A 14,962-nucleotide genomic window follows, 5' to 3' on the forward strand; every position below is an offset into this window, starting at 1 on the left:
GAAGCCTCGATCCCGAGACGGCTATCATAGTTTCCGCAGGGAGATGTTCAAACAACTGAGCCAGGGCCTCATCCCGGTTTGTCGGGTGAGGCTCTGGCTCGAAACACTGGATCGTGTTGGAAGTCGGTCTACTGGCTGGCCAGCGGCGCCAGCTTGATCTTGATCACATCGCCAGGCAGCACCGGGGTTTCTTCCTTGGCGGCTATTTCGCTGGTCTTGCCGTCGACATTGCGCACCAGTGAATAGAGCAGGGTCGGCTGCTGATCATTTGTCATAGCGGCCGCCATCGCGGGATCGCTGGCCTGGGCTATCAGGCCTTTCTGCATGTTCACCTTCAACGCGGCCTCGTTCAGGTCGGTTTCGGTCTGCTGCCGGTCAGTGGCGAGACTTGAACTCAAGGTGTTCTGGGCATCGATAGCATCCTGCTTCGCCTTGCTGATCGCCTGCTTGGCGGTGAGGATGGCGGTTTCGTAGTCCAGGATCTTGCCCTGCAGGTCGGCAACCGACTGGCGCGAATCCAGCAGTCGGGCGTTGGCGATCAGGCCTTTCTGCGCCAGCGGGCCGATGCTGGCGAGCTGCTGCTGCGCCAAGTCGACCTGCTGCTGCTGGTTGACGATCTTCTTCTGCAGCGATTCGATCTCGGATTCCAAAACCCCTTTGAGATCGTCGAGCGCTTCAAGCTTCAGCTTCAGCGCCTTTTGGTCCGCTGTCAGGATCGTCATCTCGTCCGCCACGATGGCTGGCAGTCTCGGATCGCCCTCGACCTCCTTCGGCACGTCGAAACTCGCCTTTCCGGCCATATCCGCATCGATGCGGGCGCGCCTGACGATCAGTCGGATGCGCTGGTCGTCGGAGATGTCGAACATGCCCTTGGCGGTGACCAGGTCCTTGCCGAGCTGGGGGCCGTAGTCGGCGTTTCGCCGGATGCCTCCGGCGACGCTGATGGCCTTCAACACCGTCAGGTCGGGCACATAAGGAAACTGGCCGGGGTTCTGGACTTCGCCCGAAATGTAGAATGGCCGGAACTGCGCCATCTCGACCGAGGCTTCCGGTCTGTCTGACAAAGCGAGCTTTTTCTGCAAAGCCTCGCCGATCGCCGTTGCGATTTCGGACGTGGTCTTGCCGGAGGCCGGCAGTTCGCCGGCGAACGGCACCGACAGCGTGCCGGATGGACCGACCGTGTACTCGCCATTCACCGCCGACCAGTCACGGAATGTGCCTTCAACGGTCTGCCATTCGGCGACGCGGATGGTGAGCTTGTCCTGCGAGCCGAGGCGATAGTCGCCGGCGGCGGCGATGTGCGGGACGACGAGGGCCATGGCAAGGCATGTGGCCAGCAAACGCGCCCGCCGCAGGCGGCCGGAAACCGGGCCGCGAAAGGCTTCGAACAAATCTGTTTTCAACTCAACGTTCCGATCCGCTATAGCCCCATCGCCCGATGAGCTTGCGTCGAATGGCCGACGCCAATGTCTGGCATTGGCCACCGGCCGGTCAGTAAGAACCGCGCGACATCCAGACGGCCGGGACGGTCTTGATGATGATGCGAACGTCCTCGAACAGCGACCAGTTCTCGACATAGTGACGGTCGAAGGCGACGCGGCTGTCATAGGACACATCGTTGCGGCCGCTGACCTGCCACAGGCCGGTCAGGCCCGGACGCGATTTCAGGTAGTAGACGGCGGATGTGCCATAGATCTCCAGTTCGTCGCGCACAACCGGACGCGGACCGACAAGGCTCATATCGCCCTGCAGGATGTTGATGATCTGCGGCAACTCATCGAGGCTGAGTTTCCTCAGCACCGCTCCAACGCGGGTGACGCGCGGGTCGTTCTTCAGCTTGCGGGTCGCGATCCATTCCGCGTTGGCGTCCGGGTTTGTGGCGAGGTAGGCTGCCAGCACCTTGTCGCCGTCCGGAACCATGGTGCGGAACTTCAGGCACGGAAAAATCCGTCCGCCCCGCCCGATTCGCCTGTGGCCGTAGAAAATCGAGCCGCCGTCGGAAAACTTGACGAGCAGCGCTATCATGACAAATAGCGGGCTGAGGGCGATCAAGCCAATCAGTGAACCGGTGATATCGAAGCTGCGTTTGAGCAGGCCGCCGATCGGCGGCGGAAAATCGATGTCAGCCTGCGAAAAGCTCGCGGTGGCCGACTTGGCAACGTCCCTCATGCCGTAAACTCCATGCGTTGAACGAATGGTTCACCACACGATACCCAAAAAATGTTGCAGCGCAACACACAATTTACCACCCCGTTGAAATAGTCACGTCATGAAATGACTAAATAATAAGCTTGCTATGCACAAATTTCGGCATATTTAGCACATTTGTGACAATAAATGGGCACGGCCGAAAAAATAGAGGCCTTTGTGGGGCGGTTTTTAGGCGGACCTACCTATTTGCCAAGGCGAGGTACAAATTAGTGCTTCATCATGCCGTGATGCTTGGTCAAAACCGTATAAAGTACTACTTAATATTGCCAATTTTACTAAAAAATATCGACGAGAGGATATCGGCCTAGCTCCCGTTGCGTGCATTGCAACATGGCAGAGTCGATCGCAAAAGCTCGATCAAAAATAACCGAAGTTGCCCTTGCCGCCTATTGCTCGCCTTAATAGAATTGCAAATTATACCTGTCACGGTGACGACAGGTGGAAAAGGCCGGAAGCAACCGGTCGAGAGTGGGCGACCTTAACAAGCCCACATGACAAGGGACGGCGCTCGGGTGGGGCAATCGCGATAATACCCGAGCCGGTTTATGGGCTGTTGGGTATGGCACTTCCAAAATTCATCCTCGGGATGATTTTCGCTCTGGCGATCGTCGTCGGCTGGTCCTGGCTGGGCGGTGCGTCGATAGGCACGATATTGGTGCGTGTCATCATCTGCGCCGTGACCATTCAGGCCGGCTATTTCGTGCTCATCTACACCATGATCGCCAGGAGCGCGCCGACGCCTGCCGACATAGCTCGTGACGCCGAGCGCAAACTGAACGCACCCGAGGTCGCCGAAAGCGAGAAGCTGGGCGGTGCCAGGCGCGGCCTGCATTGATGCAGACTGCTCAAACGTGGCCCGGTTTGGCGGCAACGACATGCTTCGAGACAAAGGGACCAAAGCGCCGCGTGAATCCGTCTCGGCGGGACGCGTCTTGGTCGCCGGCTCACGCCACATCAGCGGGTTCGCTCTCCGACTGTTCCCCCAACAGCATCCTCGACAACCGGCTGCCGGTTTTTTCCTTCAGCCGCTGATATTGGCCGACCTCGACGATACGGCCGTTTTCCATCGCCACCACCCAGTCGGCGAAGGCGATCATCGACGGCCGGTGCGCGATGGTCAGGATCGTCATCGTACCGCGTAATCCATCGATCGACCTGGCGATCAGCGACTGGTTCTGCCAGTCGAGCGCGCTGGTCGCCTCGTCGAGGATGAGCAGCGACGGCTTGCGCAGCAGCGCGCGCGCGAGCGCGATGCGCTGACGTTCGCCGCCCGAGAGCCGCACGCCGCGATCGCCGACCACCGTCTCGAGCCTGAGGTCGAGCCGTTCGACAAACTCGCCGGCGTGCGCCTGACGCAGCGCGGCCCACAGATCGCCATCGCTGGCCCGTGGCGCGGCGAGGCGCAGGTTCGCCGCGATCGTGTCGTGCAGGAGGAACACGTCCTGCGGCACATAGGCCACCTGGTCGCGCCAGCGACGGCGATTGCTGGCATCGATCTCGACGCCATCGACAAGCATCTTGCCAGTGGTGGGCTCCAGCAGGCCAAGCAGCATGTCGGCGATCGTGCTCTTGCCCGATCCGGACGGCCCGATCAGGGCGGTGACCTTGCCGGCCGGCAGGCCGAAGGTGATGCCGCTCACCACCGCCTTGTCGACAGCATCTCCGTAGGCGAAGGACACGCCGCGAATATTCAATCCCGTATTGAGGGAGAGTGTCCCGGCGTCGGCGAACTCGGTATGGCCGGGTTCGCGTTCGGCGTCGAAACGTGCCTGCAGGCTGCGCATTGCCGTAAAGGCGGGCAGGTTGATCAGCACTTGCTGGGCCTGCGTCTGCATGTCCATGAAGCGCGGCGCGATACGCATGAAGACCAGGAGCAGGACGACGATCTCGGCCAGCGACAGGTTGAAGCGGACCAAAGCCACATAGATGAACAGGCTCAGGCCCACGACGCTCGCCACCTGGAATACAGCAGTGCCGATGGTGCTGTTGCGCACATAGTCGATGTTGTCGGCCTTCATCCTCTCAAGCGTCGACCGCAGCTGCGCGAAATAGCTGTCCTCGACGTTCAGGCTCTTGGCCACCTTGATGCCGCCGAGAAATTCCGAGACTGTCCGGTACTGGTCCTGGCGATTGGCGGTCAGCACACGGCCGAAGGCAGTGGCCCGTGCCCGGAAGGGCCGCAGCGCCACGAACATCAGGATGCCGATGACCACGGCAAACAGCGTCATGACCGGCGAGATAAACACGGAAACCAGGAGATAGCCGGCCAGAAGAACGGCGATCTGCACCAGCATCAGCAGTGAGAAAGCCGCGCCCTGGACGCGGTCGATGTCGCCGGTCAGGGCATGATCGAGGTCGGAACTGCGCATGCGTGTAAAAACGCCCCAGCGCGCCTTGCCGATGCTTTCGAACAGGTTCATGCGAACGCGATTGATGAAATCGAACAGCAATTTGGCCATGTAGACCGACTTGAAGCGATTGAACGCCGCCTGCGCCGCAACAAGCCCGACCAGCGCGCAAAGCACGGTCGTCAGTTGCAGCGTGCCATCAGGCACCAGCCAGCGCACGAAATCATCGTTGGGCAGCCGAACAGCGAAATCCTGGTCGGCACGTCCGACCAGATGCAGCAGCGGGACGAGCAGCAGGATCGAAATGCCCTCGGTCAGGCTACCGAGGATGAGGAAGAACAGCGCCGTCCACGTTCGCCGGCCGCCGATCCGGGCAATGGTGGCGCCGAAGGCGGCAATTTCTCGAAACAGCGACAGGCGAAGGATTGGGGGCTTCGACATGGTTGCGCTCACAACCGCCGGCTGCCAGCCGACAGATCCTTTTCGATCAGTTCCACGGCTTCGCCGATCCTGTCCAGGCCCGTCGGGACTTCCAGCCGGTACACGCCGATATGGTTGGCAATCCATGAACATTGCCGAAGATGCGCCGTCGCGAAGTCGCCGGGCAGGGCCGCGCGGCCGAAGCGCGTCACATAGGAGAATTTGATGATGGCCGGCAGGGCGGCAATGGCGGGCAAGGGCGTGATGCCAGCCCTTTCGCCGCGCTCGAGGATATAGATCCTGGTCGCCGGCACCTCGTCGCCCGAAAAGCCGCCGTTCAGGCGATGCTGCATCTTGTCGATCGCCGGATTCACTTGCGGCCGCACTTCCGCTTCCTCAAGCGAGATCGCCGCCGCGGCGTCGGCCGCCAGCTTGATCTGCGGAAAGCCCGGAACGGTCATTGGCTCACTCGGATTGGCGAGGTCCAGCGCCACCACGTCATCGGTAAGCAGTCGATGCCCGGCCCGGATCATCGCACTTGCGGTCGTCGACTTGCCGGCTCCCTTGTCACCCATGAAGATGGCGCTCGTGCCGGCGGCGGCGATGGCACTGGCATGCAGGACAAGCAGGCCGCGCCGGTGCAAGAGCAGCGCCATGACCGGACCAAGCAGCGGAAACGCGAGCAGCGCGTCGTCGACGCCGGGCGCCGGTTCGATGTCGATACGGCTGGAATCGGTGATCAGGAACGCGCCCACGGCATGCCACGCCAGATATTGCCGGTCCGGCTCGAAGCGAAAGTCGGTCGCGGCTTCGGGCGAGGGCTTTGGCAGGTCGATCGCGCCGACGGCAATCACGACATCCGCCGCCCCCGGCGCCGCCGGCTGCAGTTCGGGCAACGTCACCTCCGACGCGATGGTCAGGCCGTAGGCCCGGTAGAAGCGGCGCTCTCGTATGGCCCGGTCATACGGACGGGGATTATCACTGTATGCGGCCACCGGCTCGTTGCGCGGCATCATGCGGGGCTCCCGCCATGCTGGAGTTGCCGCAGCCAGAGCGACAGCGAGGCCGAGCGCCAGACGTACTGGACATCCAGGGGGGCTGCCTGATCGGGCTGGCGCAGCAGCCGCGCATAGGCAGCACTCACTTGCGGCAGATTGACGTAAGGCGCGATGCGGTTCGCATCCGAGACCAGCAGCTGTTCCAGGAGGTCGCGATGGTTGCGCAGCATGCCGTTGACGAGATTGGCAGTGAAGTCGATCTTGTCGCGCCGCCACTGCACCGCCTCCGGCAATACGCCTTGCATGGCGCGGCGCAGCACATAGCGGCCAAAACCGTGGCTCAGCTTCTCCTCGCCCGGCAGCGCCAGGCAGAACTCGACCAGCGGCTTGTCCCAGAAGGGGTAGCGCGGCTCGACCCCGAAATTGGCGGCGGCCTTGTCGAGAACCTCGAAAGCATGCGGGACATAGCCGTTCGACAGGATCCAGCGATGGCTCAAGGCGTCGCTGGCCTGGACGCCGGGCGGCATGTAGCCGGCCCGGTGAAACCGGTCGACAAGCTCGGTGCGCTTGGCCAGGTCCGGATTGATCAGGTCGCGCCAGCTTCGTGCGCGCGACACTTGCGCGGGCTTGCGGATCTTGTTCAGGGCACGGTTGGCCATATGCCTCAGCCTGGCGATGCGCCAGGCCGGCCCGTAGAGGGTCAGGAACTGGAGATAAAGGCCAAGCGTGCTGTCGCCATAGGTGTTGGATGCGCTGCGGACCTCGCGCCACAGATCCATCCATCGGCCGCCATTCGCAAGCTCGTGCAGGTGGCCGTGGCCTTGTGAAACGACCTCGTCGCCACCATGGCCGTCCAGCAGCACCTTGATGCCCTTGGCGCCGGCAGTCCGGTAGATGCCGCGGGTGAGCGTCAGGCCCGGCGCCAGGAACGTTCCTTCCTGTTCTTCCAGCACGCGCTCGAATTCGGCGAATGGGGCATAGTTGCCGACCGGGATCAGCGTCGCGTCGACCTTCTGCTGGTCGAGAACGGCATCGATGAAGGGCCGCTCGTCCATCGGCGAGCCCTTCTCGAAAATCAGCGAGAACGTTGGCAGCCTCGGCTTGCGCGCGGCGGCATTCTGCAGGCCGGCGACACAGGCGATAGACGAGGAATCGAGGCCGCCGCTCAGCATTGCTCCGACCGCCGAGGTCCCTCGCATGCGGTTGCGCACCGATTGCGAGAACAGATGGGCGAATTCCTCCGATGCATCCGACCGCAAGGGCCGCGCCGACGGCTCGATCTGCCAGTATCGGCGCAGCATCACTTGTTGCGCGGTGACGGTTAGGCTGTGGCGGGCCGGCAGGCTGAATATATCGCTGTAGGGGGTCGACTGCGGGTCGTCGGGAAGCCCGGCCAGGAAGCCGGAGATCTGGCGCTCGCTGACACGTGCGCGGATACCCTCGACGCCCAGGATCGGACCGATCTCCGACGCAAAGGCAAAACGCCGGTCCGCCGCGTGGTAGTAGAACGGCTTGACGCCAAAATGATCGCGCGCGCAAAACAGCGATTGCCGCTCGTCATCCCAGATGGCGAAGGCGAAATCGCCTTGCAGATGCTCCGGGCAGGCTTCGCCCCAGCGCAGATAGGCCCGCATCAGCACGATCGCGTCGGCTACCGACTGGTCGCGGATACCGAGCCTGGCCAGCAACTCGTCACGGTTGTCCAGCCGGCAATCGGCGGTGATGGCGAGCCGGCCCCCAGCCATCGTCAAAGGGCCCGGACCGACTTCATCCGATGTGTTGAGCCAGGCGTGGCCAAGGGCGATGCTGGTGTCCAGCCACCAAGAACTGCCGTCAGGACCACGATGGCGCATGCGCGCCAGCATTTGCTGAATGTCGGCCGCCGCGACCGCCGGTGCGTTTGCTCCGCGCAACAGGATTCCGGCGACGCCGCTCATCGGCTGCCGTGGTCGACGAGATGGGCGAAGCCGTCGATCGATCCGCCAAGCACGATATGGTTGTCGCTGACCAGCCAGGCATGTGCTTTCAACTGCTCGCCTGTGCCACGTTCGATGCCGATGCGTATCGTCGATTCATTGCCTTGGCGGGCGAGAATATACTGGCCGGAGAGCGCCTGGGTCAGGCACGTGGCGTAAGGGACGAAACGGGCCGCGGCGGCAACGCCCCAGGCGACACGCCGCAGTTCGCCCATTGAGGCGCACTGCCGCGCGTCGAGGCGCGTCACCAGGCTGCGTACACGATTGTAGGACAACAGCGTCAGCCCCAGCCGAACTGTCGCCACCACCAGCAGGCAATGGCCAAGGAAGATCATTTCCGAGCCACTCAGGGAGAAAATCCTGACCAGCCCGCGCCGGCTTCCCCCGCGCTTCGTCTGCTTGACGTTTGTTTCTCTCGCCGGTTCCTGCCGTAAAGCCGTGGCCCGCGAAGACAAGGCCCGCGAAACCAGGGCCCGTGAAACCAGGGACTTGTGCTGGACCGGCTTAGACAAGTGCCTCATGATGCCGTCTCGCAAGCCCATTATCGGCCAGGCCCTTCAGCAATGCGTCGACATCGGCCTGGCAGCGCGCCGGGTCGACATTGTAGCGCGCAAGCACGGCGCTGCGGATGTCGCCGATCGACCGGGGTTCCTGGATCAAATCCCAGATGAAGGCGCCGACGCCATTCAGGCTGTAGTAGACATTGGATTTGAGATTGAGCAGCGCCAAGCCATCTCCGAACTCGCAAGCCACGGCATCCTTGGTCGCGCACACGCTATCGTGGTCGCCCAGATCACGGTCGGATAGCTCCCCGTTCATCCCCAAACCTCGCTGACAAAACGCTGCGACATCTCCAGGTGGCGCAGGAGAAATCGGGAGGCTGGCCCCCCGACCCCTCTTACGTCTGCTTTTGAATCCAGAGTCCCAACATGTCACTCTGGAATCGGCTGTAGGTCTCAGGAGAACGTCAGGTCGCCAATCGGCGTATGCGCGGGGAACGATGCGTCGATCGCCGTGCTGCCGCCGCCGCCCTGGGTGATGGTCTCAATCGAACCATGGACCGTCAGGCTTGGCGTTTCATATTCATGCTTTTCAACATTCTGTTCCATTTTACTCTCCGATTTAGGACTGGAAACGGCCTGTCGAGTGCCGTCAGCACTTTTATGCTGCAATGCAATAGCTGCACGGCAGCATTTATGAGTCAAGACTGTTTTACTTTCTGTTAATCAATTACGGTTGCTGGCGTCGTCACATGAGCGGCATGCCTAAAACTTGTCATTTTTTAGCCGATTCCTTGTGCACGACGATCGCGCCTGTGCTGATTCTTTAAGCATTTGATTTTGCTTGCATAAGCCGTTTGCGTTGTGCCTATATTTAGGCCTCTCTAATGAAAAGAATTTCCATTTGAGAAATCGTCCGGAGATTGCCTAAGCCGACGTGGCAAGGGACATTTCAACCGCGGTTTTCACTGCTTTCCGATGCCACCTCGATAGACGCTTTGGTGGCAAAAATTCGCACTGCAGAAGGAAAGGCTTTACGGCATCGAGGTTTTTGGTGATGCTTGCTTCGCATTGCAGCATAAGTGTCGGCGCGAAACGCTTTCTTGGGAGACTGTGCGCTAAATGGCCTTGCCGGATGGCTCATACGAACGATTGCGCGCCGCCGGCTGTGCCGGCGAGGTGGCCTATGTGCAGGCTTGCCTGCGATTGTTTTTCGCCGGCCCGGGCGCGGGCGACGTTTCGATGCGCCATCTTGACGGTGAAAAAATTGCCGAGATTGCCAGGCTGAACAAGGTCGCCGTCTTTGTCCTCAAGGCGCTTTCGCGCGCACCCGCGCTTCAGAGGCCAACTAAGCTTTTCCAATGGCTCGACACCTACCGCAGGAAAACGGTTTCGATGAACGCGTCCTGCATCATGGATTCGATGGCGATCCAGGACGTGCTGCGCGCCAGCGAGATCGATTTCGTTTTTCTGAAGGGTCCGTTCCAGCAGCAACTTCTCTACGACGACCATTTTATGAAGCCCTCGGGCGATGTCGACATCCTGGTTTCGCCGCTCGGATTTTTCAGGGCGCGTGATGCGCTTCGCAAGATCGGCTATGAGGTATCAGGCAAGTCGAGCTCCGTCTGGTGGGTCCGCTTCCTCGGCGAACAGCACATGACCCGGGACGACGGGCCGAGGTCGTCCACCGTCGATCTCCACTACCGCCTCCAGCAGCCCGGCTCGCCAAGCCCGCGCGACGCGGACGGGTTCCTGCGGCGCAAGCGACAGGTCGAAATCGCCGGTGCGACGGTGCCGTTCACCTCGGTGGCCGATACATTGCTTTTGTCCTGCATCAGCGTCGCCAAGGCACTTTTCAACCGGGAACCCTGCGCCGGATACGTCTGTGATATCGGCGCCAGCGCCGGCCGCCTCGACGAGGCGGATCAGCAGCGTTTGCTCGATGCCGCTACCGCGCAAGGTCTGGACGACACGCTGCTGCTTGGCCTGCGCGCCGCCGACGTGCTACTCGGCGGTGCCGCCACGCTGCTGTCGCAGCGCGCGACCAGGATCCTGCCGCGCATCGGCGATGAGGATCTGCTCAGCATGGTCATCGCGCCGTGGCTGCCGTCGCTGCGGTGGCCGCAGCGGCGAACGGTGCTTTGGGAACTGTGCGGCCGCGCGCCGGTCCGCTATCTGGCCGAAGCAGGCTGGGCGGCGTCCGCCGATATCAGCCGCCGCATCTTCGAGCGGCCGGCGAGTCGCTGAAGGTAAATTGGATGCTGATGGCAATTCTGTAGTGCATCGAACGAGTACGGGGCGAGGGCAAATCGATATTACCTGTACGAGAGGCAAATCCATGTCGATGACGAAATCCGAGGTCTGCGTGATCATCGCGGCAAAAAACGCCGCAGCGACAATCGCCGTCGCCATCGCATCCGCATTGCGCGAACCGGAAGTGGCGGAGGTCGTGGTCGTCGACGATGCCTCCACCGACGACACCGCCGGTGTCGCACGATCCGCCGATGATGGCAGCGGGCGGCTCTCCGTGATGCGCCTCGATGTCAATCGCGGCCCCTCCTTTGCCCGCAACGCAGCCATCGCCGGCTCGAAATCGCCGTTCATCAGCATTCTCGATGCCGACGATTTCTTCCTCGAAGGCCGGTTTCGCAACTTGTTTGCCGGCGCCGATTGGGATTTCGCCGCCGACAACATCATGCTGATCAGGGATGATGCGACAGGCGACGCGACGAAAATCGTCGCGCCGCAATTTGCCGCCGATCCGGAATTCCTCGATTTCGAGCGTTTCGTCGAAGGCAACATCTCCAGGCGCCGCGTGCAGAGGGGCGAACTGGGCTTTTTGAAGCCGGTGATCAGCCGTGCCTTCCTCGACCGCTATGGGTTGAGCTACGACGAGAGCCTGCGGCTGGGCGAGGACTATGAACTCTACGCCCGCGCGGTCGCATGCGGGGCGCGGTTCAAGGTCATTCGCTCCTGCGGCTACGGCGCCATCGTCCGCGCCGATTCCCTGAGCGGCCGCCACAAGACCCAGGACTTGAAGCGTTTGGCCGATGCGGATCTGGCGCTGCTGGCGATCGACAGCCTGCCGGAAGGCTCGAAGGCGGTGCTGCGGCGGCATGAACGGCACGTGCGCGACAAATATCGGCTGCGTAATTTCCTTGACGTCAAGGCCGAGCGGGGGCTGGGCTCGGCTGCGGCTTACGCCTTCGCCAGCCTGTCCAACCTCGTCCCCATCGTCCAGGGCGTGGCTTCCGACAAGCTCGAGGCGCTGTTTCGTCGTGTCGGCCTTGTGTCCAGCCAAAAGCCTGTGCCGCCGCTGCGCTTTCTGATGGCCGGAACCAGCACGGGCAAGGAACGCTGAGAGTGGTCCCGATGCAGCGATTTGTCCACTCGCGGCATGTCATCACGCAAACCATTTCGGCCGGATTTATGAGTTTACGAATTGGGTGGTTGCCTCGCGGCTCCGACGATGGCAGTCTATGTTGCGGTGCAGCATAGTGGACGACCAGCCGAACTTGGCCCCCGATCGGATTGGTCTGATGTCTCTCCCTCAAAAGGAGCACGACAACGCAACACGAGTTTTTGAGCCCCGGCTGCGGGGATCGGCCAGAAGCCCGGCCCACAAGCCGGCGATGACGGGAACCTGAGTTCATGGCCTCGATATTCGGTTTCAGATCAAGGGATCCGGCCCGCGACCGTCAGGCCGATGTTTCACGTCTTGATCGTTTGGCAAAGCTGTTCGAGCAGATTGCGGCCGAGATCGAGGCCGAGAGAACCGGGCTTGAGAATCGCTACCGGACGACGTCGACCAACGCCGCCTTTCTGGTCGAAGCGATGGAAAACGGCTCTGCTTCCGACAAGCGGTCTTCGGAAGTCAGCGCCCTGACACAGTCGATCCTGAATTGCGAGCGCCGCATCGCGGCGCTGTCGCGCCAGGACGGCATGATGAAAGAGCTCCGTCATTCGCTGGATATGGTCTTTGACGAGGATGCCTCCTCGGCCGCCGCGGCGGAATTCGCCTGGCCGGCAGGCGCCGGCAGAGGTTGAACGTGAAGGCTCGGAACTGTTGCAACAGATTTGATGCAAGGCGGGAAGCAGAAGCAATCGAGAGGGTCACAAGGAAGGTCAAGGTTGGCCCGTGCAGGAGCGGTTCGAACGTCGACTTTGGGTTGGGGACACACAGCGCAAAGGTGAGTTTGGTATGAATTGGAATCCGAAACCTACGACGGCAATTGAAGCACCGCCTCTCGCATATCGGACCGGACAAGCCGCCCGGCGGCTGGGGTCGCTCGGTGCGTTGCTGCTGGCTGCTCTTGGCGGTTTCCTGGCAACCCCTTCCCATGCCCAGGACATTCCGACATCGCCGTCCTTTGTCGATGATTTCAAAAGCTTCGACCGCACGCGCTGGTATGTTTCCGACGGCTGGAACAACGGCAGCCATCAGAATTGCACCTGGTCGAAAAATATGGTCGAACTGTCGAATGGTGTGCTGTCGCTCGGCTTCGAAAAGCAGACGCTGAAGGATCGCGACTACGTCTGCGGCGAGATCCAGACCAAGCAGCGCTTCGGCTATGGCACCTATGAGGCACGGCTGAAGACCGATACCGGCTCCGGCCTCAACGCCGCGTTCTTCACCTATATCGGTCCAAGCGACAAGCAGCCCTGGGACGAGATCGACTTCGAGGTCCTGACCAAGGACACCTCCAAGGTGCAGGTCAACGCCTATATCGCGGGCAAGGGCAAGAACGAGAAACGGGTCGACGTACCGGGCGGCACGGAGAAGGCCTTCAACGACTACGCCTTCGTCTGGCAGAAGGACAGCTTGCGATGGTACGTCAACGGCCAACTGGTGAACACGATTACCGACCCGGCGAAGCTGCCCAGCCATGCACAGAAGATATTCTTCAGCTTTTGGGGTAGCGATACGATGAAGGGCTGGATGGGAGCGTTCGCGGATCCGGGCCGCAAGCTTTCCCTGCAGGTCGAGCGGGTCGCCTTCACGGCGCTCGGCGAACCCTGTCAATTTCCGGAATCGCTGGCATGCAGTGTAAAGTAGTTGGGAAAGTCGATTTGAACCGGCGGGGCCGAAAACGGTCCGCTGCCTTGCATGGGAATGAAACCGAATGAATTTGACGGTGTTTGGAATTGGCTATGTCGGCCTCGTGCAGGCGGCGGTGCTTGCCGAAGTCGGGCACCAGGTGGTGTGCGTCGACATCGACGCCGCCAAGGTCGAGCGGCTCAACCAGGGCCTGGTTCCCATTTTCGAACCCGGTTTGGAAAACCTCGTTAAGGAGAACCATGCCGCCGGCCGCATCAAGTTCACAACGGATGCCGCCGCCGCTGTCAGGCACGGCGAGATCCAGATGATCGCGGTCGGCACGCCGCCGGGCGAGGACGGCTCGGCCGACCTCAAATATGTGCTGGCAGTCGCCGAGACCATCGGCCGCGAAATGGACAAACCCAAGATCGTCGTAGGCAAGTCGACGGTGCCGGTCGGCACCTGCGAAAAGGTGAAGGCCAGGATCGCCGACACGCTGAAGAAAAGAGGCCGCGAGGACCTGGCTTTCGATGTCGCTTCAAATCCGGAATTCCTCAAGGAAGGGTCCGCGGTTGCCGACTGCATGAAGCCGGACCGCATCATCGTCGGCACCGACAGCGAGGACACCGAGGCTGTGATGCGCGAACTCTACGCGCCGTTCAATCGCAACCACGAGAAGATGATCGTGATGGACGTGCGCAGCGCAGAATTCACCAAATATGCCGCCAACTGCATGCTGGCGACCAAGATCAGCTTCATGAACGAGATGGCCAATCTGGCCGAACAACTCGGCGCCGACATCGAGGAGGTCCGCAAGGGCATCGGCAGCGATCCGCGCATCGGCTACCATTTCATCTATCCGGGCCTCGGCTATGGCGGCTCGTGCTTCCCGAAGGATGTGCGGGCGCTGATCAAGACCGCCGAAGGCGTCAAGTTCGACGCCAAGCTGCTGCGCGCCGTTGAGGAGCGCAACAACGCACAGAAATCGGTTCTCTTCGACAAGGTGGACCGCTATTTCAAGGGCAACCTCAAAGGCAGGACCTTTGCGCTCTGGGGTCTGGCCTTCAAGCCCAACACCGACGACATGCGTGAGGCGCCGGCGCGCGTCCTGATGGAGGCGCTCTGGAAGGCCGGCGCCAATGTGCAGGCCTATGATCCCGAGGCGATGCAGGAATGCCAGGCCATCTACGGGCTGCGCGACGACCTGCTTCTGTGCGGCACCAAGGAGGCGGCGCTGCGCGGCGCCGATGCGCTGCTGATCGCCACAGAATGGAAGAGCTTTCGCGCGCCGTCCTTCGACGCGGTGAAGGACGCGCTGACCACGCCGGTCATCTTCGACGGCCGCAACCTCTATGACCCCAAGGTCATCGCCCGCCATGGCATCGAATATCACTCGATCGGCAGAATGGCGGCATGAGACCGGGCCCTGTCAGACGGATGCAAGACCGGTCCGCACACGGCCTGCGGACGC

At 61.6% G+C, this 14,962-nt stretch carries 14 protein-coding genes; 6 read left to right on the forward strand and 8 right to left on the reverse strand.

The genetic code is table 11. The features are described 5' to 3' along the window. Nucleotides 1-128 precede the first annotated feature (128 nt). Together P3C39_RS18105 and P3C39_RS18110 are read right to left on the reverse strand one after the other, a co-directional pair. Nucleotides 129-1,391, reverse strand: coding sequence for a polysaccharide biosynthesis/export family protein (locus P3C39_RS18105; RefSeq protein ID WP_064992948.1), 1,263 nt, complete (start codon nucleotides 1,389-1,391; stop codon nucleotides 129-131). A gap of 100 nt (nucleotides 1,392-1,491) precedes the next feature. Beyond that, complete coding sequence (locus P3C39_RS18110; RefSeq protein WP_013528120.1) at nucleotides 1,492-2,169, reverse strand: sugar transferase; 678 nt, start codon at nucleotides 2,167-2,169, stop codon at nucleotides 1,492-1,494. A 601-nt stretch (nucleotides 2,170-2,770) separates the two neighbouring features. Here P3C39_RS18110 and P3C39_RS18115 point away from each other — a divergent pair. Further along, on the forward strand, nucleotides 2,771-3,046 hold the full coding sequence (locus tag P3C39_RS18115) for an exopolysaccharide production repressor ExoX protein (RefSeq protein ID WP_013528119.1): 276 nt from the start codon (nucleotides 2,771-2,773) through the stop codon (nucleotides 3,044-3,046). 109 nt (nucleotides 3,047-3,155) lie between these two features. Here P3C39_RS18115 and P3C39_RS18120 read toward each other — a convergent pair whose 3' ends face one another. From P3C39_RS18120 to P3C39_RS18145, 6 genes are all read right to left on the reverse strand, one after another. Then, the gene (locus P3C39_RS18120) at nucleotides 3,156-5,000 is read right to left on the reverse strand and encodes an ABC transporter ATP-binding protein (protein ID WP_024501839.1); all 1,845 of its coding nucleotides are present in this window, start codon (nucleotides 4,998-5,000) and stop codon (nucleotides 3,156-3,158) included. Between the two features lie 8 nt (nucleotides 5,001-5,008). After that, entirely contained in the window at nucleotides 5,009-5,995 is a 987-nt protein-coding gene (locus tag P3C39_RS18125; protein ID WP_275954162.1) for a serine kinase, read from the reverse strand. Beyond that, a complete protein-coding gene (locus P3C39_RS18130; RefSeq protein ID WP_275954161.1) occupies nucleotides 5,992-7,914 on the reverse strand; it encodes a lasso peptide isopeptide bond-forming cyclase in 1,923 nt (640 codons plus the stop codon). Before P3C39_RS18130 ends, P3C39_RS18125 begins: the two co-directional genes overlap by 4 nt. Next, nucleotides 7,911-8,288, reverse strand: coding sequence for a lasso peptide biosynthesis B2 protein (locus P3C39_RS18135; RefSeq protein ID WP_024501836.1), 378 nt, complete (start codon nucleotides 8,286-8,288; stop codon nucleotides 7,911-7,913). The genes P3C39_RS18130 and P3C39_RS18135 overlap by 4 nt, the downstream gene beginning before the upstream one ends. Before the next feature lie 169 nt (nucleotides 8,289-8,457). After that, nucleotides 8,458-8,772 carry a PqqD family protein gene (locus P3C39_RS18140; RefSeq protein ID WP_013528114.1) on the reverse strand — a complete coding sequence of 105 codons (315 nt, stop codon included), beginning with the start codon at nucleotides 8,770-8,772 and terminating at the stop codon, nucleotides 8,458-8,460. Between the two features lie 137 nt (nucleotides 8,773-8,909). Continuing rightward, a complete protein-coding gene (locus P3C39_RS18145) occupies nucleotides 8,910-9,062 on the reverse strand; it encodes a lasso peptide (protein ID WP_010913078.1) in 153 nt (50 codons plus the stop codon). Nucleotides 9,063-9,575: 513 nt separating this feature from the next. On the opposite strand from P3C39_RS18145, the gene P3C39_RS18150 reads away from it, so the two are divergent. The 5 genes from P3C39_RS18150 to P3C39_RS18170 all read left to right on the forward strand — a co-directional run bounded on the left by P3C39_RS18150 (nucleotide 9,576) and on the right by P3C39_RS18170 (nucleotide 14,908). After that, nucleotides 9,576-10,700 (forward strand): nucleotidyltransferase family protein, encoded by a 1,125-nt coding sequence (locus tag P3C39_RS18150; RefSeq protein ID WP_275954160.1) that lies wholly within the window; start codon nucleotides 9,576-9,578, stop codon nucleotides 10,698-10,700. Between the two features lie 91 nt (nucleotides 10,701-10,791). Next, the gene (locus P3C39_RS18155) at nucleotides 10,792-11,814 is read left to right on the forward strand and encodes a glycosyltransferase (RefSeq protein ID WP_275954159.1); all 1,023 of its coding nucleotides are present in this window, start codon (nucleotides 10,792-10,794) and stop codon (nucleotides 11,812-11,814) included. Nucleotides 11,815-12,104: 290 nt separating this feature from the next. Then, complete coding sequence (locus P3C39_RS18160; protein ID WP_127369213.1) at nucleotides 12,105-12,500, forward strand: hypothetical protein; 396 nt, start codon at nucleotides 12,105-12,107, stop codon at nucleotides 12,498-12,500. A 154-nt stretch (nucleotides 12,501-12,654) separates the two neighbouring features. Then, nucleotides 12,655-13,509 (forward strand): family 16 glycosylhydrolase, encoded by an 855-nt coding sequence (locus P3C39_RS18165; RefSeq protein WP_275954158.1) that lies wholly within the window; start codon nucleotides 12,655-12,657, stop codon nucleotides 13,507-13,509. A 67-nt stretch (nucleotides 13,510-13,576) separates the two neighbouring features. Next, on the forward strand, nucleotides 13,577-14,908 hold the full coding sequence (locus P3C39_RS18170) for a UDP-glucose/GDP-mannose dehydrogenase family protein (protein WP_013528109.1): 1,332 nt from the start codon (nucleotides 13,577-13,579) through the stop codon (nucleotides 14,906-14,908). Nucleotides 14,909-14,962 lie beyond the last annotated feature (54 nt).

It is taken from the genome of Mesorhizobium sp. XAP4, assembly GCF_029269325.1.
In the GTDB taxonomy this organism is placed as follows: Bacteria; Pseudomonadota; Alphaproteobacteria; order Rhizobiales; family Rhizobiaceae; genus Mesorhizobium; species Mesorhizobium ciceri.